The sequence below is a fragment of the Nocardioides sp. J9 genome (genome assembly GCF_007829375.1).
Classification (GTDB): Bacteria; Actinomycetota; Actinomycetes; order Propionibacteriales; family Nocardioidaceae; genus Nocardioides.
Window position 1 is genome coordinate 16,460 of the sequence record NZ_VLJQ01000096.1, and the last position, 12,601, is coordinate 29,060.

Consider the following 12,601-nt stretch of genomic DNA (forward strand, 5'->3'; position numbering starts at 1 on the left):
GCTGTCGTCGCAGCTGTCGTCGCGGCTGTCGTCGTCGCATGTCGTCTCCTCACGCCCGGGCGCGGTGCGGCCCCGACGCCGACAGCGAACCACCCGAGATGGCGCGAGGATAGTCGACCAACTCGACTGCCCCACTTCAGTTCGGCTGGGACGTGGCCCGGGACACGTCGGCCCTCGCGATAGCGTCTGGGTCCATGAACGCCGTCGCCGTACCCGATCCCGCCGTCCGCCCCCCCCCCGCCGAGCGGCTCGCCGGGCTGGCCACGCCTGCGGGGGCGCTGGGGCGCCTCGGCGAGCTCGGCGTGTGGGTCGCCGCGACGCAGGGCCAGTGCCCGCCCGCGCCGCTCGACAACGTGCGCCTGGTGATCTTCGCCGGCGACCACGGGGTCGCCCAGCACGGCGTCTCCGCCTACCCGCCGGCGATCACGCCGGCGATGGTGCACACCTTCGTCCTCGGCAAGGCCGGCGTCTCCGCGCTCGCCGCCGCGCACGGCGTGCACGTGCGCGTGCTCGACATCGCCGTGGACGACGACCTCGAGGGCGTGCCGGCCGAGGTGCAGGCGCACAAGGTGCGCCGCGGCAGCGGCGCCATCCACGTCGAGGACGCACTCTCCGCGGAGGAGACCGCCGCCGCCATCGAGGTCGGCCGCCAGGTGGCCCGCGACGAGATCGCGGCCGGCGCGCAGCTGCTGATGTCCGGCGACATGGGGATCGGCAACACCACGCCGGCCTCCGCCATGGTCGCCGCGGCCCTCGGCCTGCCGGCCCAGGAGGTCACCGGCCGCGGCACGGGCGTCGACGACGCGGCGCTGCTGTTCAAGCAGCAGGTCGTGCAGCAGGCGCTCGACCGTGCTGGTGACCGGCTGGCGGACCCGGTGCAGACCCTGCAGGCGGTCGGCAGCGCCGACCTCGCCGCGACGGTGGGCTACCTGGTCGAGGCTGCGGAGAGCGGCGTGCCCGTCCTGCTCGACGGCCTGATGTCGGTCGCGTGCGCGCTGACCGCGGACCGGATGGCCCCGGGTGCCGCCGCGTGGTTCGCCGCCGGCCACCGCTCCACCGAGCCCGCCCAGTCGCTCGCGCTGGAGAAGATGGGCCTCGAGCCGGTGCTCGACCTCGGGATGCGACTGGGCGAGGGCTCCGGCGCCGTGGCCGCGGTCCCGGTGCTCCGCTCGGCCGTCGCCGTGCTGCGCGACGTCGCCCTGCTCGCCGACCTCCTGCCGCCCTCGGAGTGAGGTGAGCCCCGCCGTGGTGGGTCGCAGCCTGCGGCTCGCGATCGGGATGCTGACCGCCCTGCGGGTCCCGCCCGTGCTGCGGGTGACCCCCGGCACCGCCACAGGGGCGCTGCTGCTCGCCCCGGTCGCGGTCCTGCCGCTCGGTGCCACCGTCGCGGTGGTGCTCTGGGCCGGCGGACGCCTCGGGCTGCCCGACGTCGCCGTGGCGCTCGTCGCGCTCGCGGCGCTCGCGGTCGGCAGCCGGGCGCTGCACCTCGACGGGCTCTCCGACGTGGTCGACGGCCTGACGTCCTCCTACGACCGTGAGCGGTCGCTGGCGGTGATGAAGTCGGGCACGGCCGGGCCGGCGGGCGTCGCGGCGCTGGTGCTCGTGCTCGGCGCCCAGGCCGCGGCGCTGTCGTGGTTCGTCCCGTTGCCCGGCGAGTGGCGGTACGCCGTCGTCGCCGGCCTGCTGGTCTGCGCGTCGCGGGCCGCGCTGTGGATCACCTGCTGCCGCCTGGCTCCCCCGGCCCGTCAGGACGGTCTCGGCGTCACCTTCACCCGGCGGGTCCCGCTGCCCGTCGCGGTCCTCGGGTGGGCGGCGCTGGCCGGCCTCGCGGCCCTGCTGGACCCGGTGCGCGGCCCGGTGACCGTCCTCGTCGCAGCCGTCGCGGTCGCGCTGCTGGTGCGGCACGCGGTGCGCCGCTTCGGTGGGGTCACCGGCGACGTCTTCGGCGCCTCCATCGAGGTCGCGCTGACCATGCTGCTCGTCGGACTCGCGGGCCACGGCCGGCTCTGAACCAGCCCCGGACCAACCTGGGTCAGAGACGGAGCACCCGTCCGGCCACCACGAGGTGCACCTCGTCGCAGACCTCGGCGACGCGCTGGTTGGCCGTGCCGAGCAGGTCGCGGAACAACCGACCCGACCGCTCGACCGGTACGACGCCGAGGCCGACCTCGTTGGTGACCAGCACGACCGGCACGCTCGCTGCGGCGACGGCCTCCACCACGCGGTCGAGCTCGGCGAGGACGTGCGCCTCCACCTCGCCGACCGGCGCCTCCCACAGCCCGGCCTCGTCGATCACGGCGGTGAGCCAGGTGCCTAGGCAGTCGACGAGCACCGCTCCCCCAGCGCCGGTGAGGACACCGGCGACGTCGCGGGTCTCCTCGGTGCGCCAGCCCGCCGGCCGGCGCTCGCGGTGCACGGCGATGCGCGCGGCCCAGTCGGCGTCGTCGTACACGGGGCCGGCGGCGACGTAGGTGACGTCACCGGCGTCGGCGAGCAGGGCCTCGGCGTGGCGCGACTTGCCGGATCGCACGCCACCGGTGACGAGGACCCTCACGGCAGCTCGAAGGCGACCTTGCGGGCGGCCAGGTCGACGGAGGCGAGGCGCACGCGCACGTCCTCGCCGAGCGGGAGCGGGCGTGGCGAGGTCACCGGCGCCTCGACGCCGATCTCGGCCAGCACGACGACACCGACCTCCGGCTCGTCCTCGCGGACGCTGGTGACGACTCCGTCGAAGTCCTCACCCACCCGGTCGGCGAGCACGGCTGCCTCGAGCAGGTCGAGCACGGCGCGCTCGTAGGCCCCGGCCCGACGGGCAGAGTCCTGCAGCTCCTTCGGGAGCGCGGGCAGCGCCTCGCGGACCCAGTCCGGGACCGGCTCACCGGCGCACAGGGCGAGGCACACCTCGCCAGCGTAGCGGTCGCCGAGGCGCCGCAGCGGCGCCGTCACGTGGGCGTACTCGGCGGCGATCGCCGAGTGCAGGGTCTGCTCGGGCAGGTCGCCGTCGAAGGCGGCGTACCCGCTGCCGCGCAGCAGGCGGGTGCAGGCCACGACCATCGCCTGGTGCTGCGACACCGCCGGGTCGAGGGAGCGGATGAACGCCGGGTAGTCGGCGTCGGCCGGCCAGTCGATCCGCAGGCCCTTGGCGACGCGGCGCAACCGCTCGACGTCGCGCGGGTCCGGCGGCGGCAGGGTGCGCAGCAGGCCGACACGGTGCTCGACCATGAGGGCTGCGGCGGCGATGCCGGTGAGCAGGGAGATGTGCGCGTTCCACTGCTCGACGGGCAGCTGCTCGCGCAGCACGAGCTGGAAGCCGGCGTCGGTCTCGTCGACCTCCTGCTCCGGCAGCGGCAGCGAGACGCCGCCCCGGTCGACCTCCTGCTGCTCGCGCAGCCGGCCGACCTCGCGCAGCAGCTGGAGGACCTCCGGCGCGGAGCCGTCGTCGAGCGCCTTCTGGGCCTCGACGTAGGACCAGCGTCCGGTGGAGCGCACGCGCGCCCGCTCGACGTGGACGCCGGTGATCGCGCCGGCGGCGTCGAGGCGGACCGTCCAGAGCAGCGCCGGGCGCACCTGCTCGGGCAGCAGCGAGGCGCCGTCCTCGGACAGCACCGGTGGGTGCAGCGGGATCCGACTGCCCGCGCCGTACAGGGTCTCGCCGCGGCGGTGCGCCTCGAGGTCGACCGGGTCGCCCGGCGTGACGAAGGAGGCGACGTCGGCGATCGCGTAGTGGACGACCAAGCCGTCGCCGTCCCGCTCGATGTGCACGGCCTGGTCGAGGTCCATCGACCCCTCGGGATCGATGGTGACCAGCGGCAGGTCGGTCCGGTCGAGGTCGGGCAGCACGGCGTCGGCGACGGCCCGCTCCGCGGCGGCGGTCACCTCGGCGGGGAACTCGCCCGGGAGCTCGAGATCCTCGACGATCGCCTGCAGGCCCTCCTGGAGCGCCGGCGAGCTCGCGTGGACCCGGACCACGAGGTTGTTCGGCATGGGCTCGACCCTATCCTTGCCCGGTGCTGATCCTGCTGCCCCCGAGCGAGGGGAAGTCCGAGCCGAAGCGGGGCAAGCCCCTCGACCTCGAGGCGCTCTCGTCGCCCGGGCTGACCGCCGCCCGGGCCGAGGTGCTCGACGCCCTGGTCACGCTGTGCCGCGACGACGCCGACAAGGCGGCCGCGGTGCTCGGCCTGTCCGCCGGCCAGCGGGACCTGGTCGCCCGCAACGCCGACCTGACGGACGCCCCGACCGCTCGCGCCGACCGGATCTACACCGGCGTGCTCTACGACGCGCTGGACGTCGAGACCCTGTCCGCCGCGGCGAAGCGGCGGGCGACGTCGCGGGTCGCCGTGGCGTCCAGCCTGTTCGGCATGGTGCGCCTCGGTGACCGCATCCCGTCGTACCGGCTCTCCGGCGACGTCAGCCTTCCCGCCCTCGGCCCTGTCGCCGGCGTGTGGCGCGAGGCGCTGCCCGAAGTGATGGCCGCGGCGATCGGCAAGGGCCTCTTCGTCGACCTGCGCTCGGGGATGTACGCGAGCTTCTGGCGCCCCGGCCCGGAGCTCGCGGCCCGCACCGCGACCGTGCGGGTGCTGCACGAGCACAACGGCACCCGCAAGGTGGTCAGCCACTTCAACAAGGCCACCAAGGGCCGCATCGTCCGTGCCCTGCTCGAGGACGGCGCCGACCCGCGCACCCCCGCCGCGCTCGCCGGGGTGCTGGAGCGGCTCGGCTGGACCGTCGAGGTCGGCGCTGCCGGGAAGAACGGCACGCAGCTGGACGTGGTGGTCAGCGAGCTCTGAGCTGGTGGGGGCGAGGGCTCTACCAGCGCCCGGTGTCGCGCAGCGTCCGCCGCCCGGGTGCCAGGGCGTTGAAGAACCGCAGCGAGCCCTTCTTCTCCCCCGTCCTCGGGTCCGGCCAGAACGAGATCACCGACACCGCGGCCGGGGCGAGCTCGAGGCGGAAGACCGAGTCGAGCGGGGCCTCCATCGCATGGGCGACGAGGGTCTTGATCGGCGTGACGTGGCTGACCACGACGACGGTGCGCCCGGCGTGGGTCTCCAGCAACCGCGCGAGGCCGGCGAGGACCCGCTCGCGGACCTGGACGAAGGACTCACCACCCGGCGGCGGGTAGGACATGTCGGCGAACCACGCCTCCATCCGCTCCTTGTCGCGCTCGGCGACCTCGGTGAAGGTGAGGCCGTCCCACTCGCCGAACTCCATCTCGGCGAACGCCGGCTCCTCCTCGACGGGCAGGCCGAGCGCGCCGGCGACGATCTCGGCCGTCTCGCGGGTACGACGCACGGGCGAGGCCACGACGACGTCGATGCTCTCCTTGAGCTCCTTCAGCCACGCGGCCACCTCGGCGGCCTGGGCACGGCCCTCCTCCGACAGCGGCGGGTTGTCGCCGCCGAGGCCGCCGGAGAAGCGGCGGCCGGTGGTGTGGGCGGTGACGCCGTGGCGGACCAGCACGATGGTCGTCGGCTCGCCGGGTCCGCTGGACGGCGAGGACGCCTCCTCGGCGGCGGAGTCCGGGGCGTCAGGCAGGCCGTCACCGGGGACGCTCACGCCCTCGCGCAGGCCGTCGAGCGCCTCGTTGGCCAGCCGGTCGGCGTGGCTGTTGTCGGCGCGCGGGACCCAGGTGTACGTCGTACCGGCCGGTGCGATGGCGGCGGCCTCGGCCGCGAGCACCTTCATGTCGGCGTGCTTGATCTTCCAGCGGCCCGACATCTGCTCGACGACGAGCTTGGAGTCCATCCGCACCTCGACCGTGGCGCCGGGCGCGTGGTCGCGGGCGAGGGAGAGCCCGGCGACGAGGCCGGAGTACTCCGCGACGTTGTTGGTCGCCACGCCGATGGTGCGGGCGTCCTCGGCGAGGACGGCCCCGGTGTCGGCGTCGCGCAGCACGGCGCCGTAGGCGGCCGGCCCCGGGTTGCCGCGGGAGCCGCCGTCGGCCTCGACGACGACCCGCTGCGGGGACACCATCAGAGGCCGCTCTCCGGCGTCCGGACGAGGATCCGCTGGCACTCCTCGTGGCGCACCACGCGGTCGGCCGGGGTGGCGCGGATCTCCGCGAGCTCACCGGCGTCGAGGGCGAGCTGGCAGCCGCCGCACTGGCGGGCGCGCAGCGCACCGACGGCGACGCCACCCTTGCTGGCGCGCAGCTTCTCGTAGAGCGCGAGCAGGTCGTCGGGGATGTCGGCGACGATCGCGGCGCGGCCGGCGGACACCTCGGCGATCTGGGCGTCGAGCTCGGCCGCCTTCTCGTCGCGGGCGGTGGTGAGCTCGCCGAGCCGGGCGTCGAGCTCGTCGATGGCGGAGGTCAGCTCGGCCAGCGCGGACTGCGCCTCCTCGAGCTGCTCCATCACCTCGAGCTCCTCGTCCTCGAGGGTCGCGATGCGCCGCTCCAGCGACTGCAGCTCCTGCTGCATCCGCTCCAGCGCCTTGGGGTCGGCGATCGCGCCGGAGTCCATCCGCTCGCGGTCGCGGGTACGACGTGCCTTGACCTGCTCGACGTCGGCGTCGGCCTTGGCCTGGGCCAGCGCGAGGTCGTCGACGACGATGCGCTGGTCGCGCAGCCGGCCGTCCACGTCGGCGCGCTTGCCGAGCAGGTCCTTGATCTCGGCGGCCTGCGGCGGGTTGGCCCGCACGTGCCTGAGCTGGTCGACCTGGGCGTCGAGGGCCTGGAGGTCGAGCAGGCGGAGCTGGGCGGCGGGGTCGGCGTTCACAGGTGCATTGTCCAAGGATCGGTGACGATGTCGCTCACCCGGGTCTCGAGCGCGTCGCCGAGCGCCTCGCCGAGGCGGTCCCGCAGCACCGGGAGCCAGGTCGACTCGGCGGCCCAGTGGGCGACGTCGACGAGCGCAGGACCGCCCTTCTCGACGAACTCCGCGGCGGGGTGGTGCCGCAGGTCGCTGGTCAGGTAGGCGTCCACGCCGAGGCCCGCGACCCGGTCGAGCAGGAAGTCCCCGGCGCCGCCGCAGACCGCGACGCGTCGTACCGGGCGCTCCGGGTCTCCCGCGACGCGGACGCCGTGGGAGGTCAGCGGCAGGACGGCGGCGACGTGCTCTGCGAACTCGCGCAGGGTGACCTGCGGCAGGGTGCCGATCCGTCCGGTGCCGGTGGGCGCGAGCCCGGCGTCGGCGACCTCGGTGACGTCGTAGGCCGGCTCCTCGTAGGGGTGCGCGGCGAGCATCGCGCGGACGACGGCGCTGCGCAGCGAGCGGTCGAGCACGACCTCGATGCGGACCTCCTCCACGGTCTCGAGCTGGCCGACGGTGCCGACCATCGGCTCCGCGCCGTCGAGCGGGCGGAAGCGACCCTCGCCCGGGGCGCTGGTGAAGGAGGCGAAGTCGTAGGCGCCGATCCGCCCGGCGCCGGCCTCGGCGATCGCGGCGCGCACCGGGGCGGCGGCGTCGGCGGGGACGAAGATCGTCAGCTTGTCGCGCGGGCCCGACGGAGCGGGGACGATCGGCTCGAGGTCGGCGAGCCCGACCGCGTGGGCGAGCGCCTCGGACACGCCACCGACCGCCTGGTCGGCGTTGGTGTGCGCGGTGAGCAGCGCGCACCCGGCCTTCGCCAGCGTGTGAAAGGTGCGTCCCTTGGGCGTGGTGGCGGCGAAACCGTGGACCGGCTTGAGGAAGAGCGGGTGGTGGACCACGAGCAGGTCGGCCTTCCAGTCCGCCGCCTGCTCGGCGACCGCCGGGGAGGGGTCGACGGCGAGGAGCACCTTCTTCACCTGCTGCTCCGGGTCCCCCAGGACCAGGCCGACGGCATCCCAGGAGTCGGCGGTCGCGGGTGGGTACCAACCGTGGACGAGGTCGACGACGTCCTTGAGTGCGGGCATGGCCGTCAGGCTACTGGGGTAGGAAGTGCGCCGTGCGTCGACTGCTGGCCCCTGCGGCCCTGCTCCCCCTGCTCCTCCCCGCCCTGGCCGCGTGCAGCGGCACCGACGGCGACGGCGACGACGGTGACGGCGACTCGCCGCGGGCGGCGCAGGTGCCCTCCCGCGAGGACTCGTGGTCGCGGATGTTCGCCGAGGTGAACGACGAGCTGCGCGAGGATGAGCGCCGGATCGAGGCCGGCGACGAGGAGTGCCTGACGGGCGAGCACGGCGCCCGGCTGACGGTCGAGCGCCGCCAGGGCGCCTACGTCTACGGGTTCGGCACCGAGTGCGGCGTCGAGCAGGCCGGGGCGGTCCTGTCGAGCAGGCCGGGGCGGTCCTGAAGTGGCCCGAGTTCGGGCTGCCCGACGTCGTGCGCGGCGATAAGGTGCTGCGCACGATCCCCGAGGCCTACGCGCAGGTGCTCGACGACCGCAGCACCCTGGTCATCGAGGACCTGGACAGCCTCGCCGATGCGGCCGGGCAGGAGCGCGCCGCGACCGGCGCCTACCCGGCGACCCTGGACGCCGAGCGGCTCGAGGAGCTGGAGGTCTGGACGAGCTCGGAGCGCATCGACTACCAGCCCGGCGCGGACCGCTCGTCGTTCCGGTTGTGCGTCCAGTCGGTCCCGACCGGACCGTGGATGACCTGGGACTCCACCCGCCCCGGCGGCATCGCCTCCCTCGGCGACTCCGGTCGCTGCTCCTTCGACCCGCCACCGGCCGGCAGCCTGCGGGAGGTACGACGGGACCTGCTCGCGCTCTCCTCCGAGGTCCTCGACGATGCGAGCTCCTGCAAGCGGGTCCCGCCGACGCGGCAGCTGCGCGAGCGCGGCGTCCTGAGCCCGGGCAACCAGGTCGCGGGCTGCCAGCGGCACTCGTGGCAGGAGGACGCCGTCCACACCATCAGCGTGTGCGTCCAGCACGGTGCGGACGGCCCGTGGGCGACCTACGACCTGACCGTCGGCACCGTCACCGGCACGTCCGGCCTGTGCGACCTGAAGGTGGAGGAGCCCGTGCGCGGTCCGTGGTACTGACCGGCGCCCTGGCGGGTCAGGCGCCGGGCGCGCCGCCGTCGCTCGTGACCGACACCGCCACCGCGGCGCTGACGGCGGCCGTGGCCGCCTGGCTCGCCGCGACCACGGCCGCCCTGGCCGCCGAGCCTGCCCAGTCGCCCTTCGCGACCTCCTTCGCGCGGCGCACCGCGCCGCGGCGCTCGGGCTGCGCCACCAGCCGCTTGACCACCCCGCCGGCGTGGAGGAGGCCGACCAGCGGACCGGTCACCTCGTCGGGCCCGACGTGACCGAGCAGCACGGCTCGCACCGCGGCCAGGACCCGCTCCCGCCGGGCGACGTCAACGACGTCGTGCCGTGTCACGGGGAAGATCCCCAGGGCCCGCTCCGTCCGCGGGGCGAGCGCCTCCTCGGCGCGGAGCTGGTCGAGCAGCCCAGCCCTGGCCCCCTTGCCGAGCCTCGGCACCAGCGACGACGCCCGCGGCTCCTTGCCGGGGCGCACCAGGGCGAGGGCACGGTCGTGCGGCGCGGAGCCGACCGGGCGGCCGGTCACGAGGCGCACCCGCGCCCGCCTGGGCGGGCCGTCGACCTCGACCCGCTCCGCCAGCACGAGGTCCACCAGCAGCGCCCCGCCCAGGACCGGGCCGGTCTCGTTCGAGCCGAACATGCTGCGGCCCGTGGCCGGGTCGGTGGTGAGGAGCACGAGGTCCGTCGCAAGGCTCATGGCAGGACCCTACGGCTGCTCCCCCGGGCTCGCGGGCGTGCGATCATCGCGTCGATGACCAGCCTGCTCAGCACCCCGCTGCTCCAGTCCCCACGGGCCCGGCTCGCGCGCGTCGCCCGCGCCGTCAGCGGCAGCCCCGGCCCGCTCGCCGGGCGCACCGTGCTGGTCACCGGCGCCAGCTCGGGCATCGGCGAGGCCACTGCCCGCGCCGCCGCGCGGAGGGGCGCGCACGTGCTCCTGGCCGCGCGGCGGGAGGCGGAGCTGGCCCGGGTGCAGCAGGAGATCCGCGACGAGGGCGGCGAGGCGTCGTCGTACGTCGTGGACATGACGGACCCCGACTCCGTCGACGCGCTGGTGGAGCGACTCCTCGCCGAGCACGGCACGGTCGACTACGTCGTCAACAACGCCGGGCACTCGATCCGGCGCTCGCTGGAGCTGACGCACGGGCGGCTGCACGACTTCGACCGGATGATGGCGGTCAACTACTTCGGCCCGGTGCGGCTGACGATGGGGCTGCTGCCGGCGATGCGTGCGCAGCGGTTCGGCCACGTGGTCAACATCGTCACGTGGGGCAACCAGATCCGCGCGCCGAAGTTCGCCCCCTACATCGCCTCCAAGACCGCGCTCGAGGTGTTCGGCCGGATCCTGGGCCGGGAGGCGTTCTTCGACAACGTCACCTGCACCAACATGCGCGTCGCGATCGTGCGCACGCCGATGATCGGCCCGACCGCGGCCTACGAGGGCCGGGGCGAGTCGGCCGAGCACTGCGCGGAGCGCGTGGTGCGGGCGCTGGAGGACCGTCCGATCACCGTCGACGGCGCGTTCGGCACGTTCTACGCGGCGTTCAACGTCGCGGCCCCACGCCTCTCCGACCTCCTCATGGCGCTCGCGCACCGGCACTCGCCGGACTCCGAGGCCGCCCGTCGTACGGCGACCGCCCGCCCCTGACGGGAAGCAACCACCACCCTCGCCGGTTCAACGGCTGTCAACCACGTCCTGCTGAAAGGTCTCCCCATGTCCCTCGTCGTCACCGGTGCCACCGGCCACCTCGGCCGTCTCGTCGTCGAGTCCCTGCTCGCGCGGGGGGTCCCCGCCGACCAGGTCGTCGCCGTCGGTCGTGACGAGGAGCGCCTCGCCGCACTGGCCGACCTCGGCGTCACCGCGCGGCGTGCCGACTACGACGACCCCGCGGCCGTCGCCGCGGCCGTCGAGGGCGCCGAGAAGGTCCTGCTCGTCTCCGGCAGCGAGGTAGGCCAGCGCGTCGCACAGCACCTGAACGTCATCGACGCGGCCGTCGCCGCCGGCGTGCAGCTGCTCGCCTACACGAGCATCCCGCACGCCGACACCAGCAGGCTGGTCCTTGCTGCCGAGCACCGGGCGACCGAGGAGGCGATCGCCGCCTCCGGCCTGCCGCACACCTTCCTGCGCAACAGCTGGTACCTCGAGAACTACACCGGCCAGCTCGACACCTACCTCGAGCACGGCACCGTCCTCGGCAGCGCCGGCGACGGCAAGGTCAGCGCCGCCACCCGCGCCGACTTCGCCGAGGCTGCCGCTGCCGCGCTGCTCATCGACGAGCCGAAGGAGGTCTACGAGCTCGGGGGCGCCGCCTTCACCCTCACCGACCTCGCCGCCACCGTCACCGAGGTCACCGGCACCCCGGTCATCTACACCGACGTCCCGGCCGAGGAGCTGACGAAGGTGCTCGTCGGCGCGGGCCTGCCCGAGCAGTACGCCGCCGTCATCGCCGACGGCGACCTCGGCCTGGCCCGCGGAGAGCTGCACGTCGACACCGCCGACCTCGAGGGCCTCCTCGGTCGCCCGGCGACCAGCCTCGCCGACGCGATCCGCGCCGTCCTCTGACCGGCACGGGGGCGGACCCGTGTGCTCCTCCCCCGTCGCGGGCATCGTCGGACCATGGCGATCGATGAGGACCACACCCGCCCCGACGGCGTCGACGACCTGACCGTCGAGGCCCTCGGCAACATCTCCGAGGCGCTGGAGGCGATCGAGATCGCCCGCGGCCACCTCTACACCTTCCACCGCCTCAGCGGCACCGCCGACCTCACCCTCGGCAAGGGCGTCGAGCAGCTGCGCGAGGCCGGCCACGCCGAGCTCGCCGACAAGATCGACCGCGAGCTCGTCGGCCGCAACGTCCTCCAGGGCCGGTGGACCTTCCAGGTCGTCGAGGAGTACGACGACGGCTACTACGCCACCTTCAAGCGCCTCGACCGCGAGGCCCGCGAGGCCCTGGTCGAGGGCAAGCGCCACCTCTACGAGGCGGAGATGAAGGAGGACCGCCGCAGCAACGGCCGCCCCGGCCACGAGCGGAAGCCGGGCGCGGAGGACTGACGGGGAGGCTGCTTATGGGCTGCGGTTGGTGAGCCGGCACAGTTCTCAATCGCAGCGGCGAGAAGGCTGGGTGGGTGGTCGGGTCCGGCTGTCGGCTTGCGGTTGGGTAGGCGATCGTGGCGTGGTCCCGGCGAGCTGCGGTCTCGTAGCCGGCACAGACCCGAAAGGCAGCGACGAGGAAGTACGGCGGATGGTCGGGTCCGGCGGGTGGCTTGCGGTGCGTAGGTGGACCGGTCGGTGTCAGCCGGGCTTCGGTCGCGTAGCCGTCACAGTGCCGAAAGGCAGCGACGAGGAAGTACGGCGGATGGTCGGGTCCGGCGGGTGGCTTGCGGTGCGTAGGTGGACTGGTCGGTGTCAGCCGGGCTTCGGTCGCGTAGCCGTCACAGTGCCGAAAGGCAGCGACGAGGAGGCTGGGTGGGTGGTCGGGTCCGCACGTCGGCCTGCGGTCGCGTAGGTGGCTCGGGTTGGTCGCGCCGGGCGCCCGCACTCCCGGTGGTTGAGGTGCGAGGCGCCCCGGCGCCGAGCCTCGAAACCACCGGGCCTTCAAGGCGGGCTGTGGAGGGAGATTTCCCAGTCCACAGGCGGGCTTTCGGCGAAGTGAAGAGTCGGTGGTCTCTGGAAGAATCCAGTCATGGAGCTCGGAACC

The 12,601-nt window shown here is 74.5% G+C and carries 14 protein-coding genes; 8 read left to right on the forward strand and 6 right to left on the reverse strand.

Annotated elements, in window-relative coordinates:
• Positions 1-194: 194 nt before the first annotated feature.
• Together cobT and L615_RS16510 are read left to right on the forward strand one after the other, a co-directional pair.
• Positions 195-1,232 (forward strand): nicotinate-nucleotide--dimethylbenzimidazole phosphoribosyltransferase, encoded by a 1,038-nt coding sequence (cobT, locus tag L615_RS16505; protein ID WP_145725780.1) that lies wholly within the window; start codon positions 195-197, stop codon positions 1,230-1,232.
• 1 nt (position 1,233) lies between these two features.
• Complete coding sequence (locus L615_RS16510) at positions 1,234-2,010, forward strand: adenosylcobinamide-GDP ribazoletransferase (RefSeq protein WP_261376741.1); 777 nt, start codon at positions 1,234-1,236, stop codon at positions 2,008-2,010.
• A gap of 22 nt (positions 2,011-2,032) precedes the next feature.
• Here L615_RS16510 and cobU read toward each other — a convergent pair whose 3' ends face one another.
• Positions 2,033-2,554, reverse strand: coding sequence for a bifunctional adenosylcobinamide kinase/adenosylcobinamide-phosphate guanylyltransferase (cobU, locus tag L615_RS16515; protein WP_028656288.1), 522 nt, complete (start codon positions 2,552-2,554; stop codon positions 2,033-2,035).
• Positions 2,551-3,984: an RNB domain-containing ribonuclease gene (locus tag L615_RS16520; RefSeq protein ID WP_145725781.1), complete on the reverse strand. Its 1,434-nt coding sequence runs from the start codon at positions 3,982-3,984 to the stop codon at positions 2,551-2,553. Before L615_RS16520 ends, cobU begins: the two co-directional genes overlap by 4 nt.
• Positions 3,985-4,007: 23 nt before the next feature.
• On the opposite strand from L615_RS16520, the gene yaaA reads away from it, so the two are divergent.
• Positions 4,008-4,787: a peroxide stress protein YaaA gene (gene yaaA, locus L615_RS16525; RefSeq protein WP_028656286.1), complete on the forward strand. Its 780-nt coding sequence runs from the start codon at positions 4,008-4,010 to the stop codon at positions 4,785-4,787.
• Positions 4,788-4,806: 19 nt separating this feature from the next.
• On the opposite strand, the gene L615_RS16530 is transcribed toward yaaA, so the two are convergent.
• The 3 genes from L615_RS16530 to L615_RS16540 are packed head-to-tail and all read right to left on the reverse strand — an operon-like array spanning position 4,807 to position 7,831.
• On the reverse strand, positions 4,807-5,970 hold the full coding sequence (locus tag L615_RS16530) for a bifunctional RNase H/acid phosphatase (RefSeq protein WP_036518319.1): 1,164 nt from the start codon (positions 5,968-5,970) through the stop codon (positions 4,807-4,809).
• Positions 5,970-6,713 (reverse strand): zinc ribbon domain-containing protein, encoded by a 744-nt coding sequence (locus L615_RS16535; protein ID WP_145725782.1) that lies wholly within the window; start codon positions 6,711-6,713, stop codon positions 5,970-5,972. Before L615_RS16535 ends, L615_RS16530 begins: the two co-directional genes overlap by 1 nt.
• The gene (locus L615_RS16540; protein ID WP_036518317.1) at positions 6,710-7,831 is read right to left on the reverse strand and encodes a Nif3-like dinuclear metal center hexameric protein; all 1,122 of its coding nucleotides are present in this window, start codon (positions 7,829-7,831) and stop codon (positions 6,710-6,712) included. The genes L615_RS16535 and L615_RS16540 overlap by 4 nt, the downstream gene beginning before the upstream one ends.
• 32 nt (positions 7,832-7,863) lie before the next feature.
• Between L615_RS16540 and L615_RS16545 the strand changes: the two genes are divergently transcribed.
• Both L615_RS16545 and L615_RS16550 read left to right on the forward strand, forming a co-directional pair.
• The gene (locus tag L615_RS16545) at positions 7,864-8,211 is read left to right on the forward strand and encodes a hypothetical protein (RefSeq protein ID WP_145725783.1); all 348 of its coding nucleotides are present in this window, start codon (positions 7,864-7,866) and stop codon (positions 8,209-8,211) included.
• A gap of 44 nt (positions 8,212-8,255) precedes the next feature.
• The gene (locus L615_RS16550; RefSeq protein ID WP_145725784.1) at positions 8,256-8,903 is read left to right on the forward strand and encodes a hypothetical protein; all 648 of its coding nucleotides are present in this window, start codon (positions 8,256-8,258) and stop codon (positions 8,901-8,903) included.
• Between the two features lie 16 nt (positions 8,904-8,919).
• Here L615_RS16550 and L615_RS16555 read toward each other — a convergent pair whose 3' ends face one another.
• The gene (locus L615_RS16555; RefSeq protein ID WP_051485945.1) at positions 8,920-9,603 is read right to left on the reverse strand and encodes a GPP34 family phosphoprotein; all 684 of its coding nucleotides are present in this window, start codon (positions 9,601-9,603) and stop codon (positions 8,920-8,922) included.
• Between the two features lie 54 nt (positions 9,604-9,657).
• Here L615_RS16555 and L615_RS16560 point away from each other — a divergent pair, with 54 nt between their 5' ends.
• The 3 genes from L615_RS16560 to L615_RS16570 all read left to right on the forward strand — a co-directional run bounded on the left by L615_RS16560 (position 9,658) and on the right by L615_RS16570 (position 11,955).
• On the forward strand, positions 9,658-10,551 hold the full coding sequence (locus L615_RS16560; RefSeq protein WP_051485944.1) for an SDR family NAD(P)-dependent oxidoreductase: 894 nt from the start codon (positions 9,658-9,660) through the stop codon (positions 10,549-10,551).
• 66 nt (positions 10,552-10,617) lie between these two features.
• Positions 10,618-11,466, forward strand: a complete 849-nt coding sequence (locus tag L615_RS16565) for an SDR family oxidoreductase (protein WP_145725785.1) — start codon at positions 10,618-10,620, stop codon at positions 11,464-11,466.
• A gap of 54 nt (positions 11,467-11,520) precedes the next feature.
• The gene (locus L615_RS16570; protein WP_036518315.1) at positions 11,521-11,955 is read left to right on the forward strand and encodes a hypothetical protein; all 435 of its coding nucleotides are present in this window, start codon (positions 11,521-11,523) and stop codon (positions 11,953-11,955) included.
• The last annotated feature ends 646 nt before the right edge of the window (positions 11,956-12,601 follow it).

Excerpts from the sequence above, each read along its gene's own strand:
- cobT (WP_145725780.1), top strand. The coding sequence starts at position 195 with ATGAACGCCGTCGCCGTACCCGATCCCGCCGTCCGCCCCCCCCCCGCC.
- L615_RS16520 (WP_145725781.1), bottom strand. The coding sequence starts at position 3,984 with ATGCCGAACAACCTCGTGGTCCGGGTCCACGCGAGCTCGCCGGCGCTC.
- L615_RS16530 (WP_036518319.1), bottom strand. The coding sequence starts at position 5,970 with ATGGTGTCCCCGCAGCGGGTCGTCGTCGAGGCCGACGGCGGCTCCCGC.
- L615_RS16540 (WP_036518317.1), bottom strand. The coding sequence starts at position 7,831 with ATGCCCGCACTCAAGGACGTCGTCGACCTCGTCCACGGTTGGTACCCA.
- L615_RS16555 (WP_051485945.1), bottom strand. The coding sequence starts at position 9,603 with ATGAGCCTTGCGACGGACCTCGTGCTCCTCACCACCGACCCGGCCACG.
- L615_RS16560 (WP_051485944.1), top strand. The coding sequence starts at position 9,658 with ATGACCAGCCTGCTCAGCACCCCGCTGCTCCAGTCCCCACGGGCCCGG.
- L615_RS16565 (WP_145725785.1), top strand. The coding sequence starts at position 10,618 with ATGTCCCTCGTCGTCACCGGTGCCACCGGCCACCTCGGCCGTCTCGTC.
- L615_RS16570 (WP_036518315.1), top strand. The coding sequence starts at position 11,521 with ATGGCGATCGATGAGGACCACACCCGCCCCGACGGCGTCGACGACCTG.